General features: G+C 55.0%; 13 protein-coding genes and 1 tRNA gene. 6 read left to right on the top strand and 8 right to left on the bottom strand.

The window, feature by feature from the left end:
• Positions 1-339: 339 nt before the first annotated feature.
• The 3 genes from ACLJPQ_RS01900 to ACLJPQ_RS01890 form a co-directional block, all read right to left on the bottom strand.
• Positions 340-427, bottom strand: a tRNA-Ser gene (locus ACLJPQ_RS01900).
• Positions 428-575: 148 nt separating this feature from the next.
• Positions 576-1,253 carry a hydrolase gene (locus tag ACLJPQ_RS01895; protein ID WP_000097893.1) on the bottom strand — a complete coding sequence of 226 codons (678 nt, stop codon included), beginning with the start codon at positions 1,251-1,253 and terminating at the stop codon, positions 576-578.
• A gap of 19 nt (positions 1,254-1,272) precedes the next feature.
• Positions 1,273-2,133, bottom strand: coding sequence for a pirin family protein (locus tag ACLJPQ_RS01890; protein ID WP_000809969.1), 861 nt, complete (start codon positions 2,131-2,133; stop codon positions 1,273-1,275).
• 108 nt (positions 2,134-2,241) lie between these two features.
• Between ACLJPQ_RS01890 and ACLJPQ_RS01885 the strand changes: the two genes are divergently transcribed.
• Positions 2,242-3,153 carry a LysR family transcriptional regulator gene (locus ACLJPQ_RS01885; protein ID WP_000597928.1) on the top strand — a complete coding sequence of 304 codons (912 nt, stop codon included), beginning with the start codon at positions 2,242-2,244 and terminating at the stop codon, positions 3,151-3,153.
• A gap of 90 nt (positions 3,154-3,243) precedes the next feature.
• On the opposite strand, the gene infA is transcribed toward ACLJPQ_RS01885, so the two are convergent.
• The 5 genes from infA to trxB all read right to left on the bottom strand — a co-directional run bounded on the left by infA (position 3,244) and on the right by trxB (position 9,093).
• Positions 3,244-3,462, bottom strand: a complete 219-nt coding sequence (infA, locus tag ACLJPQ_RS01880; protein ID WP_001040187.1) for a translation initiation factor IF-1 — start codon at positions 3,460-3,462, stop codon at positions 3,244-3,246.
• A 311-nt stretch (positions 3,463-3,773) separates the two neighbouring features.
• Positions 3,774-4,478, bottom strand: a complete 705-nt coding sequence (gene aat, locus ACLJPQ_RS01875) for a leucyl/phenylalanyl-tRNA--protein transferase (protein ID WP_001241650.1) — start codon at positions 4,476-4,478, stop codon at positions 3,774-3,776.
• Positions 4,479-4,522: 44 nt separating this feature from the next.
• Complete coding sequence (gene cydC / locus ACLJPQ_RS01870; RefSeq protein WP_001202256.1) at positions 4,523-6,244, bottom strand: heme ABC transporter ATP-binding protein/permease CydC; 1,722 nt, start codon at positions 6,242-6,244, stop codon at positions 4,523-4,525.
• Positions 6,245-8,011 carry a heme ABC transporter permease/ATP-binding protein CydD gene (gene cydD / locus ACLJPQ_RS01865; protein ID WP_080185200.1) on the bottom strand — a complete coding sequence of 589 codons (1,767 nt, stop codon included), beginning with the start codon at positions 8,009-8,011 and terminating at the stop codon, positions 6,245-6,247. It lies immediately after the preceding gene.
• A 113-nt stretch (positions 8,012-8,124) separates the two neighbouring features.
• Positions 8,125-9,093, bottom strand: coding sequence for a thioredoxin-disulfide reductase (gene trxB, locus ACLJPQ_RS01860; protein WP_000537406.1), 969 nt, complete (start codon positions 9,091-9,093; stop codon positions 8,125-8,127).
• Positions 9,094-9,639: 546 nt separating this feature from the next.
• On the opposite strand from trxB, the gene lrp reads away from it, so the two are divergent.
• The 5 genes from lrp to serS all read left to right on the top strand — a co-directional run bounded on the left by lrp (position 9,640) and on the right by serS (position 17,976).
• Positions 9,640-10,134: a leucine-responsive transcriptional regulator Lrp gene (lrp, locus tag ACLJPQ_RS01855; RefSeq protein WP_000228469.1), complete on the top strand. Its 495-nt coding sequence runs from the start codon at positions 9,640-9,642 to the stop codon at positions 10,132-10,134.
• A 134-nt stretch (positions 10,135-10,268) separates the two neighbouring features.
• On the top strand, positions 10,269-14,318 hold the full coding sequence (gene ftsK, locus ACLJPQ_RS01850) for a DNA translocase FtsK (RefSeq protein ID WP_138010006.1): 4,050 nt from the start codon (positions 10,269-10,271) through the stop codon (positions 14,316-14,318).
• 142 nt (positions 14,319-14,460) lie between these two features.
• Positions 14,461-15,072, top strand: a complete 612-nt coding sequence (gene lolA / locus ACLJPQ_RS01845; RefSeq protein ID WP_001519746.1) for an outer membrane lipoprotein chaperone LolA — start codon at positions 14,461-14,463, stop codon at positions 15,070-15,072.
• 9 nt (positions 15,073-15,081) lie between these two features.
• The gene (rarA, locus tag ACLJPQ_RS01840) at positions 15,082-16,425 is read left to right on the top strand and encodes a replication-associated recombination protein RarA (RefSeq protein ID WP_000067784.1); all 1,344 of its coding nucleotides are present in this window, start codon (positions 15,082-15,084) and stop codon (positions 16,423-16,425) included.
• Positions 16,426-16,683: 258 nt separating this feature from the next.
• Positions 16,684-17,976: a serine--tRNA ligase gene (gene serS / locus ACLJPQ_RS01835; protein ID WP_080185203.1), complete on the top strand. Its 1,293-nt coding sequence runs from the start codon at positions 16,684-16,686 to the stop codon at positions 17,974-17,976.
• The last annotated feature ends 237 nt before the right edge of the window (positions 17,977-18,213 follow it).

The raw sequence follows: 18,213 nt of genomic DNA, 5'->3' as shown, positions 1-18,213 counted from the left end.
CTCGCCCCTTCGGGGCAGCCCGTTCGCTGCGCGCCCGGTCTGTCCAACTGGCTGCGCCAGTTGTCGAACCCCGGTCGGGTGTTCTCATCCCCCCTGTAGGGTGGCTTTATGTGAAAAAAGCCCGTACATTCGTACGAGCTCTTTCTTAAATATGGCGGTGAGGGGGGGATTGACTCGCTTTGCTCGCCCCTTCGGGGCAGCCCGTTCGCTGCGCGCCCGGTCTGTCCAACTGGCTGCGCCAGTTGTCGAACCCCGGTCGGTGGTTCTCATCCCCCCTTGGTTTGGGGGATACATATAAGCAAAAAGCCCGTACTTCTGTACAGGCTCTCAACTTGAATATGGCGGTGAGGGGGGGATTCGAACCCCCGATACGTTGCCGTATACACACTTTCCAGGCGTGCTCCTTCAGCCACTCGGACACCTCACCATATTGTATTGCTGCCTGACCACTTGGGGGGCAACGGGGCGCTACTATAGGGAGTTGCGCTAAAACGGTCAAGCAGAATTTACATATTCACTGTCGTTTGCTCATGCAATAGACATAATCCCCGCCCAAACTGGCGCGGGGAGGCAAATTAGCGCTGTGAATCCAACATTTCGTTGTTTTTCACCACATCCTGCGCTTTGCTGTAGCTTTCGATCAGCAGTTGATAGGCCGGGAATACCTGAGTATAAACGTCGGCCCACGCGGCGGCGTCTTCACGGTTCCAGGTGCCTTGCAGCTCAGAGGCGACTGCGGCAGTATCCATCGGTACGACGCCAGCCTGTACGATACGCGCCAGGGTGATCTCCTGCGCCATCTTACTGTAGGTACCGGATGCGTCGATCACGGCAAATACCTTATAACCTTCCGCTACCGCGCTAATGGCCGGGAATGCCATACACACGCTGGTAATCGTCCCGGCAATGATCAGCGTCTTACGACCCGTCGCTTTTACCGCCTTAACGAAATCTTCGTTATCCCAGGCGTTAATTTCACCTTTGCGCGCAATGTACTGCGCATGTGGCGCATTAGCGTGGATCTCCGGGATCAGCGGGCCGTTCGGACCTTGCGGTACGGATGCCGTGGTAATGACCGGCATTTTCGCTAACGTCGCCATCTTCGCCAACGCCGCGGCGCGAGCGCGTAATTCCGGCATTGGCATATCGCCTACGGTCTGGAAAAGACCGCTTTGATGATCGATTAAAAGCATCACGGAATCGTTAACATCAATTACCGGGCGCAAACCATTAAAATTAGCAGGACTTGACATCGTGTTCTCCTTCATGTTTTCAGATTTGGCCAAAACGGCCGGAGTTGAAATCGCGGACTGCTTCTGCGATCTCTTGTTTCGTGTTCATAACAAATGGGCCGTAACCCACAATCGGTTCATTCAGCGGCTCGCCTGATAACAGCAATACGCTGGCGTCGCTGCTGGCCTCAAGGTGCAGCGTTTTCCCTTGCTGGCTCAACACCACCAGTTGCGCTTCGTTGACCGGCGTCGTGCCGTTCACCGTGATATTGCCTTTCAGTACCACCAGCGCGGTGCTCCATCCTTCCGGCTGTGCCAATGTAAGCTGGCGATTGCGTTGCAGGCGCATATCCCAGACATTGAGCGGCGAGAAAGTGTGCGCCGGGCCTTTTGTCTCTTCATAACGCCCTGCGATGACCCGCACGACTCCGGCGTCATCCGGCAACGTAACGGTCGGGATAACATCGTGGGTAATGCTTTGATAACCCGGGGTGGTCATTTTGTCCTTCATTGGAAGGTTAACCCACAACTGCACCATTTCCAGTTCGCCGCCCCGACGGGTAAACGCGTCGGAATGGAACTCTTCATGCAAAATGCCTGCGCCTGCGGTCATCCACTGAACGTCGCCCGGGCCGATAACGCCGCCGCGACCGGTAGAGTCCCGATGCTCGACTTCGCCACTATAAACAATCGTCACGGTCTCGAAACCGCGGTGTGGATGCTCCCCAACGCCGCGTTTTTCATTACCCGGCGTAAAGGTGTGCGGCCCGGCATAATCCAGCAGCAGGAATGGACTCAACTGCTGCGCATGTGACTGATAAGAAAAGAGTGAACGAACCGGAAATCCATCGCCAACCCAGTGCGGGCGAGGTGCGGTATAGACGCCTGTAATCTGTTTCATGGTGTTCTCCTCAGTGGCGTTGTCTTGATGTGAATAAGCTTATATTCATGACAAAAGGTTCGGTAGTGGCTAAAATGGCTCATACCGTTCCATTAATAGGACAATGTAATGATAAAAACGGATCTCAATGATTTTGCGTGGTTTGTGCATGTGGTCGAAGAGGGTGGGTTTGCCGCGGCGGGGCGTGCGCTTGATGAACCAAAATCAAAACTGAGCCGGCGTATTGCGCAACTGGAGGAACGGCTGGGCGTGCGATTGATTCAGCGAACCACCCGGCAGTTTAACGTTACCGAAGTGGGGCAAACATTCTATGAGCACTGTAAAGCGATGCTGGTGGAAGCTCAGGCGGCGCAGGATGCCATTGCCGCATTGCAGGTAGAGCCTCGCGGTATCGTGAAGCTGACCTGCCCGGTGACGCTGCTGCATGTACACATCGGCCCAATGCTGGCGAAATTTATGGCGCGTTATCCTGATGTTTCGCTACAGCTTGAAGCAACCAATCGTCGGGTGGACGTCGTAGGGGAGGGGGTGGATGTGGCGATTCGCGTCAGGCCGCGCCCGTTTGAGGATAGCGACCTGGTGATGCGCGTCCTGGCTGACAGAGGGCATCGCCTGTTTGCCAGCCCGGATCTTATCGCACGGATGGGAATCCCTTCCGCGCCGGCGGAGTTGAGCCATTGGCCAGGGCTAAGTCTTGCATCCGGCAAGCATATCCACCGCTGGGAACTTTACGGCCCGCAGGGCGCGCGTGCGGAAGTCCATTTTACCCCGCGTATGATTACCACCGACATGTTGGCGCTACGCGAGGCGGCGATGGCGGGCGTGGGGCTTGTGCAGTTACCTGTCTTAATGGTGAAAGAACAACTGGCCGCCGGTGAACTGGTCGCGGTGCTGGAAGAGTGGGAGCCCCGGCGGGAGGTTATTCATGCTGTGTTCCCATCCCGGCGAGGATTATTACCTTCCGTACGCGCGTTGGTCGATTTTTTGACGGAAGAGTATGCGCGGATGGTGGAAGAGTAACCTGCTCGTCATTCATCGACTTAATGGACGCAAAAAAGGCCGGTTAAACCGACCTTTTATCCAGCCGCCCTTCAGGGCGTGAGGAGACAATTAGCGACTACGGAAGACAATGCGGCCTTTGCTCAGGTCGTACGGGGTCAGCTCAACGGTCACTTTGTCGCCCGTCAGGATGCGGATGTAGTTCTTACGCATTTTACCGGAGATGTGTGCAGTAACCACGTGACCGTTTTCTAACTCTACGCGGAACATGGTATTAGGTAACGTTTCGAGAACGGTACCTTGCATTTCAATATTGTCTTCTTTGGCCATCTAATCCTCTGGGGTATCACTACCATAATTTGAACCGGCAAGATAATGCCGAACTTCTTTTGATAAGTAAAGATTTGTGCGTTTAAAACACAGCAAACCAGGTTTAGCACATGATTCCGCGACACACGACAACGCCGCGTTATACACCTTTTCCCTGATACTACCGCCTGATGTATCGACATAAGCGCAACATATAAGGGAACGGTGAAATAAACGATGGGCGTTACCTGACAACGGGCTGCGGGATAATGAGCTAAACCAATTCTGCGGCAGCAATTATAACACCCCAATAAAAAATGTGCCGAAAACATTCACTTCCGGGGCAAAAATAATGTCCGCGGCACCCAAAAACGGGAGGCCAGCGGCTGTTGGCGTAAGGCCGCGAGGTGATCGAGGTAGTCACGACGTGGAATTTCAATGGCGCCGAGCGAGGCGGTATGACTATTAAGTACCTGACAATCAATAAGTTTACCGCCGTGACGGGTAAATTCAGCGCAAAAAACCAGCAGTGCGGTTTTAGAGGCATTCTCCTGGCGGCTAAACATCGATTCGCCGCAAAACAGCGCCCCCTGCGAGACGCCATACATCCCGCCGACCAGTTCCCGATCGCGCCACACTTCAATGGAGTGCGCGTGGCCCAATTCATGTAATCGGCGATAGGCTTCCTCAATACCACGCGTTATCCAGGTGCCTTCGTCACGGTGATTGGCGCATCCATCAATGACCCGATCGAAAGCGTAATTGAGCGTCACGCGGTAAGGGGATGCGTTGTGAAAGCGCTTCATGCTGCGACTGAGGTGAAACTTTTCAGGCCACAGCACGGCGCGCGGATCGGGCGACCACCACAGAATCGGGTCGCCCGGCGAAAACCACGGGAAAATCCCGTGCTGGTAGGCCATTAACAACCGGGCAGGGCTGAGATCGCCGCCCAGCGCCAGTAAACCGTTAGGCTCGCGTAAAGCGCCTTCCGGCGAAGGGAAGGCGATAGAATGTCGGGAAAGCTGAACCAGACGCATGACGGCGAAACTCCAGTACGCAAGTCGGATCGTTCAATAATAGCTTACAGACGTTGTTTAAACTGATAATAGCGCCCTTGTCCGGCTAACAATTCTGCATGAGTGCCTTGCTCAATGATGCGCCCGTCGTCCATTACGATGATTTGATCAAAACGGGCCAGGCCGCGCAAACGGTGCGTCACCATCAGGACGGTTTTCTCGCGCATCACATCGGCAAGTAATTCCAGCATTTCGCTCTCGGTGGTCGCATCCAGCCCCTCAGTGGGCTCATCCAACAGCATTAACGGAGCATCATGCAACAGCGCGCGGGCGATGGCCAGACGACGAAGTTCGCCGCCGGATAGCAGGCGACCGCCTTCGCCGAGCCAGCTATTAAGCCCACTATCTTCGAGCAGATTTTCGAGGCCGACGCGACGCAGCATGTCGGAAAGGGCTTCGTCGCTGGCATTGGGCGCCGCCAGTAATAAATTATCACGCAGCGTGGCGCTGAACAGGTGGACACGCTGCGGCACCACGCTGATAGTCCGGCGTAAGGCGGATTCGCTCAGCGAGGATAGCGGAAGATCGTTGAGCAGAATTTCGCCTTGTTGCGGGTCCCAGGCGCGGGTGAGTAGCTGCAACAGCGTTGATTTTCCGCAGCCGGTACGCCCCAGAATAGCGACATGCTCGCCAGGATTAGCCTGTAATGAGAGGGCATTGAGCGCATTAATCGGCTGGTCGGGATAACGAAACGAAACGTCCCGCAGGGTGAGTGTGACCTTTTCCGGCGCGGGAGTTTCTGCCTGCGGAAAGGTCACCTCCGGTTTTTGCTCCGTTAATTCAGTGATACGAAGCGCAGAGGCGATAACCTGCCCCAGATGCTGGAATGCGCCGGTAACGGGCGCAAGCGCCTCGAAAGCCGCCAGCGCGCAGAAGACAAACAGCGCGATGAGCGCGCCGGGCTGCGTATTGCCGCCAACGCCGCCGGAGGCCATCCACAACATTAACATCACCGCCAGCGCGCCAATCAGCAGCATTAACGCCTGCGATAAGGCGGTTAGTTCAGACTGTCGGCGTTGGGCCTCATGCCATTGTAATTCGGTGGCTTCCATTTGCGCCCGATAGCGTTTGCTGGCGCCAAAAATGGTGAGTTCCGCCTGGCCCTGTAACCATGACGTGAGCTGTTGGCGATACTGACCTCGTAGATGCGTCAGATTTTGGCCGGTATTTTTGCCGGCGCGATAAAACACCGGCGGCATAATAAACAGCGTCAACAGCATAATGCCGCCCAGCGTGATCGCCAGCGTCACGTCGAGAACGCTAAGCCCCAGGGTGACAATCATAATCACTACAAAAGCGCCGACCAGCGGGGAGATGACGCGCAAATAGAGATGGTCCAGCGTGTCGACGTCGGCAACGATGCGGTTCAGCAGTTCACCTTGCTGATATCGCGCCAGACCCGCGGGGGAGAGCGGTAAAAGTTTGCTAAAGGTATAAATACGCAGATGTTGCAGCACGCGGAACGTGGCGTCATGACTTACCAGACGTTCAAAATAACGACCAGCGGTACGGGTAATGGCCGCGCCGCGCACGCCGGCCGCCGGGAGCATATAGTTAAAACTGTAAATTCCCGCGAAGCCTGCGATAGCGGACGCGGACAGGAACCAGCCGGAAAGCGTCAGCAGCCCGATACTGGCAAGCAGGGTCAGGATTGCCAGCGCAATTCCCAGCGTTAGCATCCATTTGTGGCGTTTATAAAGCGTCAGATAAGGGAGTAGCGCGCGCATTTAAATATCCTCCTGACGGTGAGCCAATAACGTCGCAAAAGCGCCGTTGGCGGCGCTGAGTTCGGCATAACTGCCTTGTTCGACAATCGCGCCATCTTGCATAACCCAGATAGCGTCCCAGTCGGAGAGATCTTCCAACTGATGCGTCACCATTAATGTGGTCTGGCGTTTTGACGCCGCTTTTAACGCCTGCATGACGCGTTGCTCGCTGTGAGCGTCCAGGCTTGCCGCCGGTTCATCCAGCAGTAGCAGTTGACAGGGATTAAGTAGCGCACGGGCGACCGCTACACGCTGTGCCTGGCCGACGGAAAGTCTGCTGGCATGATTGCCGAGCGGGGTGTCTACTCCTTGCGGCAGCAGCGGTAAAAACTCGCTTACCCATGCGGCGTCAAGCGCGGCATAAAGTTCCTGCTCGCTGGCCTCCGGGCGCGCCAGTAATACATTTTCGCGTAGCGTCGCCGCAGGTAATTGCGGGTTTTGCCCAACCCAGGAGAGATGCTGGCGCCAGGATTCCGGCGAGAGATCGCGAAGCTCGACACCGTTAATACGCAAAGATCCCTGATAGGAGAGAAAACCGGATAATACATTCAACAGAGAGCTTTTACCGGAACCGCTGCGTCCTACCAGGACGGCGCGTTCTCCTGCCGCTAATGAGAAATTCAGCGGCCCGGCAAGCGTTTTGCCTTCTGGCGAGGTGATAATAAGATTGACTGCGTCAATGGTTACAGGCTCGTTTTCCGCCAGCTCAACTTCGCCGCGCGCCGGGTGGGCGAGGGGCGTTTCCAGAAACGTCTTCAGACTATCCGCCGCGCCAACCGCCTGCGCCTTAGCATGATAAAACGTGCCGAGGTCGCGTAATGGCTGGAAAAACTCCGGCGCGAGGATCAAGGCGAGGAACCCGGCGGCGAGCGTCACACCGGTACCGTAATGACCAAAGTTCAGCTCGCCCAGGTAAGAGAAGCCAAAATAAACGGCGACCAGCGCAATAGAAAGCGAGGTGAAAAATTCCAGCACGCCGGAAGATAAAAATGCGAGGCGCAGTACTTCCATCGTGCGCTGACGAAAATCCTGCGATGCTGCGCGAATGCTCTCGGTTTCCGCTTCTCCACGACCGAAAATTCGCAGCGTTTCCATCCCGCGCAGACGGTCAAGAAAATGGCCGCTTAGCCGGGCAAGCGCCAGGAAATTGCGGCGGTTGGCGTCAGCCGCGCCCATCCCCACCATCGCCATAAATAGGGGAATGAGCGGGGCAGTGCCCAGCAGAATCAGCGCCGCCGCCCAATTTGACGGGAAAATCGCCGCCACGATTAAGAGCGGTACGCAAACGGCAAGCGCCATTTGCGGCAGATAGCGCGCATAATAGTCATGCATATCGTCAATCTGTTCCAACACCAGCGTCGCCCAGCTACCGGCGGGCTTGCCCTGAATCCAGGCTGGGCCGGCTTGCTGCAGACGATCCAACACCTGACGGCGGATCTCAAAGCGAATATGTTGTCCGGCATGAAAACCGACGCGCTCGCGCAACCACACCACCCAGGCGCGGAGGACAAAGACCAGTATCAGCAGGATAAAAGGGAGCAACAGCGCTTCCCGTGGAATGTTCTCCATGATCATATGTTGCAGGATACGCGCCATGATCCAGGCCTGAGCGACAATTAATACGCCACTCATGAACCCCAACAGGCGGGAAATATTCAACCACCGTTGGGAGATTACGCTTTGCTGTTTTAACCAGCGGGTCAGCTCTTTTTGACGGGTTTTATTCATTGCACGCTTAGCAGGTGAGTTATTGGAATTTCAGGCAGGGCAATGTTACAACGACGCAAAAATAAAGGCGACTTATAGTCGCCTTTTTTACTTTTGTTACTGATTTGTAAAAACTATTTGCTCGCGTCGGCCAGACCATCGAGATAGCGTTCAGCATCCAGCGCCGCCATACAGCCCGTACCTGCAGAGGTGATCGCCTGACGGTAAATATGATCCATAACGTCACCCGCCGCGAATACGCCAGGGATGCTGGTTTGTGTGGCGTTGCCATGGGTGCCGGACTGAACTTTGATATAACCATTTTCCAGCTCAAGCTGGCCTTCGAAGAGCGCCGTGTTTGGGCTATGACCGATGGCTACGAAAAGTCCGGCGATGTCCAGCGTCTCGATATTATCGCTCTGCTGCGTGTCGCGAAGACGCAGACCGGTGACGCCCATCTGATCGCCGGTCACTTCTTCCAGCGTCCGGTTGGTGTGCAGAATGATATTGCCATTTTCGACTTTATCCATCAGGCGCTTAATGAGGATTTTTTCAGCGCGGAAACCGTCACGGCGATGGATAAGGTGCACTTCCGAAGCGATGTTGGACAGATAAAGCGCTTCTTCAACCGCGGTGTTGCCGCCGCCGATCACCGCCACTTTCTGATTGCGGTAGAAGAAACCGTCGCAGGTTGCGCAGGCGGAAACGCCGCGCCCTTTAAAGGCTTCTTCCGATGGCAGCCCCAGATAGCGCGCGGAAGCGCCGGTCGCAATGATCAACGCATCACAAGTGTACTCTGCGCTGTCACCTGTCAGACGGAACGGACGATTTTGCAGATCCACTTTGTTGATGTGATCAAAAATTATCTCGGTTTCAAATTTTGCCGCATGTTCATGCATGCGTTCCATTAGCAGCGGGCCGGTCAAATCGTTTGGATCGCCGGGCCAGTTTTCCACTTCCGTCGTGGTAGTCAGTTGACCGCCTTTTTCCATACCGGTAATAAGTACCGGCTGTAAATTTGCGCGCGCGGCATACACCGCCGCGGTATATCCCGCCGGTCCTGAGCCCAGAATAAGCAGCTTACTGTGTTTGGTCGTGCCCATGAGATCCCCATAGTTGTTGGCAGACAATGAGCAGAATTGTAGGGAATTTACAGACGTAAAAAAAGAGCATAACGATTTTGTTAACAATATGTGTAATAGCATGAACCGATGAACGACCGCGACAGCGGCGTTATCATCACAAACTTTAATTAAAATCGGTAACTTATAAGGTGACGAAATGACAGTTTACCGCCCTCTCTAATGAATAACTGGCATGTTGTACTAAAAATCGATGTTTTGCTTTGACAATCACCTGCTGTTTTGCGAAAACATTCGAGGAAGAAAAAAACTGTGTTATGTATGTGCTGCATAATCATGCATGTAAATACCATGTTTACCGGGCTAGTGAAATCTACGCATGGCGTGGACAGACGCCATTCGTGATGTCGATAGCTGCCGCGAGGCAACGGTCTTCTCACCATAGACCAGGCATTGCGCGCCGTTAATCCCTCTGGGTTTCGGTCTATTGTGATGGGCAGCGACTCTGAACAGTGATGTGAGTAGAGTCAGGCAGGAGTAGGGAAGGAATACAGAGAGACAATAATAATGGTAGATAGCAAGAAGCGCCCTGGCAAAGATCTCGACCGTATCGATCGTAACATTCTTAATGAACTGCAAAAGGATGGGCGTATTTCCAACGTCGAGCTTTCTAAACGAGTAGGACTTTCGCCGACACCTTGCCTTGAGCGTGTGCGTCGGCTGGAGCGACAGGGGTTTATCCAGGGCTATACGGCGCTGTTGAACCCGCATTATCTGGATGCGTCACTTCTGGTATTCGTTGAGATTACCTTAAATCGCGGCGCGCCGGATGTGTTTGAACAGTTTAATGCCGCCGTGCAAAAGCTTGAAGAGATTCAGGAGTGTCATTTGGTTTCCGGCGATTTCGACTACCTGTTGAAAACCCGTGTACCGGATATGTCAGCGTATCGAAAACTATTGGGAGAGACGTTGCTGCGCTTGCCAGGTGTGAACGACACCCGAACTTACGTAGTGATGGAAGAGGTAAAACAGAGTAATCGTCTGGTTATTAAGACACGCTAACACGGAACAGGTGCAAAATCGCCGTAGTTTGATTACACTCCTGTTAATCCATACAGCAACAGTGCCGGGGCAACCCGGTGCTGTTGTCCGTTTTAGCATCGGGCGGGAAAAGCCTGGAACCTGGAGAGCCTTTTTTGAGCCAGGAATATACTGAAGACAAAGACGTCACATTGACGAAGTTAAGCAGCGGGCGCCGACTTCTGGAAGCGTTGTTGATACTTATTGCCCTTTTTGCCGTCTGGTTGATGGCGGCCTTGTTGAGCTTTAACCCTTCGGACCCCAGTTGGTCGCAAACCGCCTGGCATGAACCCATCCATAATTTAGGCGGCGCGCCGGGCGCGTGGCTGGCCGATACACTGTTCTTTATTTTTGGCGTAATGGCCTACACCATCCCTGTCATTATTGTCGGCGGGTGTTGGTTTGCGTGGCGTCATCAGTCTACGGATGATTACATCGACTATTTTGCTGTGTCGCTACGCCTTATCGGCGTGCTGGCGCTGATTCTCACTTCCTGCGGTCTGGCGGCCATTAATGCTGACGATATCTGGTATTTCGCCTCTGGCGGCGTAATTGGCAGCCTGTTAAGCACCACGCTGCAGCCGTTGTTGCATAGTAGCGGCGGAACGATAATGCTTCTCTGTATTTGGGCTGCCGGGCTGACGCTCTTTACCGGCTGGTCCTGGGTCAGTATCGCCGAAAAATTAGGCGGCTGGCTGCTTAATATACTGACCTTCGCCAGCAACCGTACCCGGCGTGATGATACGTGGGTTGACGACGAAGAGTATGATGACGAATACGATGAAGAAACCGACGGCGTGCAGCGTGAATCTCGCCGGGCGCGTATTTTGCGCGGCGCGTTGGCGCGTCGTAAGCGACTGGCTGAAAAATTCAGCAATCCACGGGGCCGTCAGACCGATGCCGCGCTCTTTTCCGGCAAACGGATGGATGATGACGAGGACATTCAGTATAGTGCGCGCGGCGTCGCTGCCGATCCGGACGACGTTCTGTTTTCGGGCAACCGTGCGACGCAGCCGGAATATGATGAATATGATCCGCTGTTAAACGGCCATTCTGTCACCGAACCGGTCGCCGCCGCTGCGGCCGCAACTGCCGTCACCCAGACGTGGGCAGCGTCCGCCGATCCCATAATGCAAACGCCGCCCATGCCGGGGGCTGAGCCGGTTGTCGCGCAACCGACCGTGGAGTGGCAGCCCGTACCGGGGCCGCAAACCGGCGAACCGGTTATCGCGCCTGCGCCGGAGGGGTATCAGCCGCATCCGCAATATGCTCAACCGCAGGAGGCGCAAAGTGCGCCGTGGCAGCAACCTGTGCCTGTCGCTTCCGCGCCGCAATACGCCGCGACGCCAGCGACCGCAGCAGAATATGACTCTCTTGCGCCGCAGGAAACACAGCCGCAATGGCAGGCGCCGGATGCCGAACAACACTGGCAGCCGGAGCCGACCCATCAGCCGGAGCCGATAGCGGCTGAACCTTCTCACATGCCGCCGCCGGTTATCGAACAGCCGGTTGCCACCGAGCCTGAACCTGACACAGAAGAGACCAGACCTGCCCGTCCTCCGCTTTACTATTTTGAAGAGGTGGAAGAGAAACGCGCCCGTGAGCGCGAACAACTGGCGGCATGGTATCAACCGATTCCGGAGCCGGTAAAAGAGAACGTGCCGGTCAAACCTACGGTATCTGTCGCGCCGTCCATACCGCCAGTGGAAGCGGTAGCCGCCGCCGCGTCGCTTGACGCAGGTATTAAGAGTGGCGCCCTGGCAGCAGGCGCCGCGGCCGCTGCGCCTGCATTTAGTCTGGCTACCGGCGGCGCGCCGCGTCCGCAGGTGAAAGAGGGGATTGGTCCGCAACTGCCGCGTCCGAACCGCGTTCGCGTGCCGACCCGACGGGAACTGGCATCGTACGGTATTAAGCTGCCGTCACAGAGGATTGCAGAAGAAAAAGCCCGCGAGGCGGAGCGCAATCAGTACGAGACGGGCGCGCAGCTAACAGATGAAGAAATAGATGCAATGCATCAGGACGAGTTAGCTCGTCAGTTTGCGCAGTCGCAGCAGCATCGTTATGGTGAGACGTATCAGCATGATACTCAACAGACAGAAGATGACGATACCGCTGCGGAAGCTGAATTAGCCCGCCAGTTTGCCGCTTCGCAACAGCAGCGCTATTCCGGCGAGCAACCCGCTGGCGCGCAGCCGTTCTCACTGGACGATCTGGATTTCTCGCCAATGAAAGTATTGGTTGATGAAGGTCCGCACGAACCGCTGTTCACGCCGGGTGTCATGCCCGAGTCAACGCCTGTTCAGCAACCGGTAGCGCCGCAGCCTCAGCCACAGTACCAGCAGCCGCAACAGCCGGTAGCGCCGCAGCCGCAGTATCAGCAGCCGCAACAGCCGGTAGCGCCGCAGCCGCAGCAACCGACAGCGCCACAGCCGCAGTATCAGCAGCCGCAACAGCCGGTAGCGCCGCAGCCACAGTATCAGCAGCCGCAACAGCCGGTAGCGCCGCAGCCGCAGTATCAGCAGCCGCAACAGCCGGTAGCGCCGCAGCCGCAGTATCAGCAGCCGCAACAGCCGGTAGCGCCGCAACCGCAGTATCAGCAGCCGCAACAGCCGACAGCGCCGCAAGACAGCCTGATCCACCCGCTGTTGATGCGTAACGGCGACAGTCGTCCATTACAGCGTCCGACGACGCCGCTGCCTTCGTTAGATCTTCTGACGCCGCCGCCGAGCGAAGTTGAACCGGTAGATACCTTTGCGCTGGAACAAATGGCGCGTCTGGTTGAAGCGCGTCTGGCGGATTTCCGCATTAAAGCTGATGTGGTGAACTATTCGCCAGGCCCGGTCATTACTCGCTTTGAACTGAATCTGGCCCCGGGCGTTAAAGCGGCGCGTATCTCCAACCTTTCCCGGGATCTGGCGCGCTCCTTGTCAACGGTAGCCGTACGTGTTGTGGAAGTCATTCCAGGCAAACCTTACGTAGGGTTGGAATTGCCGAACAAGAAACGGCAAACCGTTTATCTGCGCGAAGTGTTGGATAACGCCAAATTCCGCGAGAATCCGTCGCCGCTTACCGTGGTGTTAGGTAAGGATATCGCGGGCGATCCGGTAGTGGCGGATCTGGCGAAAATGCCTCACCTGCTGGTGGCCGGTACGACCGGTTCCGGTAAGTCGGTCGGGGTTAACGCCATGATCCTCAGTATGCTGTATAAAGCGCAGCCGGAAGACGTTCGCTTTATCATGATCGACCCGAAAATGTTAGAACTCTCGGTCTATGAAGGTATACCGCATCTGCTGACGGAAGTTGTTACCGACATGAAAGACGCGGCTAACGCGTTACGCTGGAGCGTCAATGAGATGGAGCGTCGCTATAAGCTGATGTCCGCGCTCGGCGTGCGTAATCTGGCTGGGTATAACGAGAAAATCGCCGAAGCGGCCCGCATGGGGCGTCCGATTCCGGACCCGTACTGGAAGCCGGGCGACAGTATGGATGTTCAGCATCCGGTTCTGGAAAAACTGCCGTATATCGTGGTACTGGTTGATGAATTTGCCGACCTGATGATGACCGTCGGTAAAAAAGTTGAAGAGCTGATCGCGCGTCTGGCGCAGAAAGCGCGCGCCGCGGGGATTCACCTGGTACTGGCGACGCAGCGTCCGTCGGTCGATGTGATTACTGGTTTAATTAAAGCCAACATACCAACCCGTATCGCTTTTACCGTATCCAGTAAGATCGACTCCCGCACCATTCTTGATCAGGGTGGCGCTGAGTCGCTATTGGGAATGGGGGACATGCTCTATTCCGGACCAAACTCCACCATGCCGGTACGTGTCCATGGGGCGTTTGTGCGTGACCAGGAAGTCCATGCGGTGGTGCAGGACTGGAAAGCGCGCGGTCGTCCGCAATATGTGGATGGCATTACCTCCGACAGCGAAAGCGAAGGTGGCGGTGGCGGTTTTGACGGCGGCGAAGAATTAGATGCGCTATTCGATCAGGCCGTTAATTTCGTCACCCAGAAGCGTAAAGCGTCCATTTCCGGCGTTCAGCGTCAGTTCCGCATCGGCTATAACCGTGCGGCGCGTATTATCGAACAGATGGAAGCGCAGGGTATTGTCAGCGCTCAGGGGCATAACGGTAATCGTGAAGTGCTGGCTCCGCCGCCTTTTGAGTAAACCTGTAAGCCGGATGGCGCTGTGCAGGCTGCCATCCGGCAACAAAATTCAGTATTTTCTTCTTTCCTCATGCTGATTTTTGGCCTGGAATAGAAAGCAAAAGGAGCTCCTGGTCGGGAGTGTCGAAACCTGAGGAATAATGATGAAAAAAATGGCAATCGCCTGTGCATTACTTTCAAGCGTTGTAGCCAGCAGCGTATGGGCTGACGCCGCCAGCTCTCTGAAAAGCCGTCTGGATAAAGTGAGCAGCTTTCATGCCACCTTTACTCAAAAAGTCACCGATGGCAGCGGTGCCGCGGTGCAGGAGGGACAGGGGGATTTATGGGTTAAGCGGCCAAATCTATTCAACTGGCATATGACGCAACCTGACGAGAGTATTCTGGTTTCTGACGGCAAAACGTTATGGTTCTATAACCCGTTTGTAGAACAGGCTACCGCCACGTGGTTGAAAGATGCCACCGGAAATACACCGTTTATGCTGATTGCCCGCAACCAGGCCAGCGACTGGCAGCAATATAATATTAAGCAGGATGGCGATAATTTTGTGCTGACGCCGAAAGCCAGCAACGGCAATCTGAAACAGTTCACCATCAATGTGGGACGCGACGGGACTATCCACCAGTTTAGCGCCGTAGAACAAGACGATCAGCGTAGCGCCTATCAGCTAAAATCCCAGCAAAACGGCGCTGTTGATCCGTCAAAATTTACGTTTACTCCGCCGCAAGGGGTAACGATAGACGACCAACGTAAGTAGAGGCGATGAGTGAGCAATCTGTCGCTCGATTTTTCTGATAATACGTTTCAACCGCTGGCCGCGCGAATGCGGCCGGAAAATTTAGCGCAGTATATCGGCCAGCAGCATTTGCTGGCCGCAGGTAAGCCGTTGCCTCGCGCTATTGAGGCCGGGCATCTGCACTCCATGATTTTATGGGGGCCGCCAGGGACGGGGAAAACCACGCTCGCTGAAGTGATCGCCCGCTACGCCAGCGCCGATGTCGAGCGTATTTCCGCCGTCACTTCTGGGGTAAAAGAGATTCGTGAAGCTATCGAGCGCGCCCGCCAGAATCGTAATGCTGGTCGCCGTACCATCCTGTTTGTCGATGAAGTGCATCGCTTTAACAAAAGCCAGCAGGACGCCTTTTTACCGCATATCGAAGATGGCACTATCACCTTTATCGGCGCGACCACGGAAAATCCCTCTTTTGAACTGAACTCGGCGCTATTGTCGCGAGCGCGGGTCTATCTGCTGAAATCGTTGACCACTGACGATATTGAGCAAGTACTGGACCAGGCGATGCAGGACAAAACGCGTGGTTACGGCGATCAGGATATCGTGTTACCGGATGAGACACGGCGAGCGATTGCTGAGCTGGTCAATGGCGACGCGCGGCGCGCCTTAAATACGCTGGAAATGATGGCTGATATGGCGGAGGCGGATGACAGCGGCAAACGCGTTTTATTGCCCGCCTTGTTGGCCGAGATCGCCGGCGAGCGCAGCGCGCGTTTTGATAACAAAGGCGATCGCTTCTACGATCTTATTTCCGCCTTACATAAATCAGTGCGCGGCAGCGCGCCGGATGCCGCCCTCTATTGGTATGCCCGTATCATTACCGCGGGAGGCGATCCGCTGTACGTGGCGCGTCGCTGCCTGGCGATTGCCTCGGAAGATGTGGGTAATGCCGATCCGCGCGCGATGCAGGTCGCCATTGCCGCATGGGATTGTTTCACCCGCGTTGGCCCGGCTGAAGGCGAAAGGGCGATCGCGCAGGCTATCGTTTATCTCGCCTGCGCGCCGAAGAGCAACGCCGTCTATACCGCCTTTAAGGCTGCGTTGGCCGACGCGCGCGAGCGTCCTGATTATGACGTTCCTGTCCATCTGCGTAATGCGCCAACCAAACTGATGAAAGAGATGGGGTATGGTCAGGAGTACCGCTATGCCCACGATGAGCCCAATGCCTATGCTGCGGGTGAAGTGTACTTCCCGCCGGAAATCGCGCAAACGCGCTATTATCATCCGACAAATCGTGGTCTGGAAGGCAAGATTGGCGAAAAGCTCGCCTGGCTGGCTGAACAGGATCAAAATAGCCCCACAAAACGCTACCGCTAGTGTAAACGTTGCGGTAAGGTTATCTCTAAATATGATGCTCCAGGTATCATGGCGTTGATGATGAATCTCGTTATGCCTGATAGCACGTTGCTTATGAGGTCCGCGGGTATAGCGCAATGGATGCGTTGTTGCTGTCGTCGGTCAGGTAAGGCGAAAACGTCGCTATTACGTAAACGCGGTTTACGTTCATCAATACAATCAGAGGCGATCATCAATTGATCGCGTTTCCTTTTATTATTCGATAAGCACAGGATAAGCATGCTCGATCCCAATCTGCTGCGTAATGAGCCAGACGCAGTCGCTGAAAAACTGGCACGCCGGGGCTTTAAGCTGGATGTAGATAAGCTGCGCGCTCTTGAAGAGCGTCGTAAAGTTTTGCAGGTCAACACGGAAAACCTGCAGGCGGAGCGTAATTCTCGATCGAAATCCATCGGCCAGGCGAAAGCGCGCGGGGAAGATATTGAGCCTTTACGCCTGGAAGTGAATAAACTGGGCGAAGAGCTGGATGCGGCGAAAGCCGAGCTGGATACCTTGCTGGCGGAGATCCGCGATATCGCGCTGACCATCCCAAACCTGCCTGCGGTTGAAGTGCCGGTAGGTAAAGATGAAAACGACAACGTTGAAGTCAGCCGCTGGGGTACCCCGCGTGAGTTTGATTTTGAAATCCGCGATCACGTCACCTTAGGGGAAATGCACTCCGGCCTCGATTTTGCCGCCGCGGTTAAGCTGACCGGCTCCCGTTTTGTGGTGATGAAAGGACAGATTGCGCGTATGCATCGCGCATTGTCGCAGTTCATGTTGGATCTGCATACGGAACAGCACGGCTATAGCGAAAACTACGTGCCGTATCTGGTTAACCACGACACGCTGTATGGCACCGGTCAACTGCCGAAATTCGCAGGCGACTTGTTCCATACCCGTCCGCTGGAAGAAGAAGCAGACAGCAGCAACTATGCTTTGATCCCGACGGCGGAGGTTCCGCTGACCAATCTGGTACGCGATGAAATCATCGACGAAGATCAGCTGCCGATTAAAATGACGGCGCATACGCCTTGTTTCCGTTCTGAAGCAGGTTCTTATGGTCGTGATACCCGTGGCCTGATTCGTATGCATCAGTTTGACAAAGTGGAAATGGTGCAGATCGTTCGCCCGGAAGATTCTATGGCTGCGTTGGAAGAGATGACCGGCCACGCGGAAAAAGTGCTCCAGCTACTGGGACTGCCGTATCGTAAAATCATTCTGTGCACTGGCGATATGGGCTTCGGCGCCTGCAAAACCTATGACCTCGAAGTCTGGGTTCCGGCGCAGAATACCTACCGCGAGATCTCTTCCTGCTCTAACGTCTGGGACTTCCAGGCGCGTCGTATGCAGGCACGCTGTCGCAGCAAGTCCGACAAAAAGACCCGTCTGGTCCATACCCTGAATGGTTCTGGTCTGGCGGTAGGTCGTACCCTGGTGGCCGTGATGGAAAACTATCAGCAGGCTGATGGCCGCATTGAAGTGCCGGAAGTATTACGTCCGTACATGAACGGACTGGAATATATCGGCTAATCCTCGCTTTCTCCTCTTCTAAAAAGCGCCTTCGGGCGCTTTTTTTATGCCAGTTTGATACCGGACAATAATCCCTACCCTATTAGGGGTAATACTGATTTCGAATGAAGGTCAGTTTTTAACACTATTTTTCTACTTTTTCGATATATATCAGACTTTATAGCGATGCTATCGCTATATAAAATTCTATACATCGTTTTATTGTTTTTTTTATTGTGAGCAGCAGAGTGAGCCCTT

This window comes from Salmonella sp. SAL04213 (assembly GCF_046550535.1).
Lineage (GTDB): Bacteria > Pseudomonadota > Gammaproteobacteria > Enterobacterales > Enterobacteriaceae > Salmonella > Salmonella enterica.
This window is presented reverse-complemented; position numbering and strand designations above follow the sequence as displayed.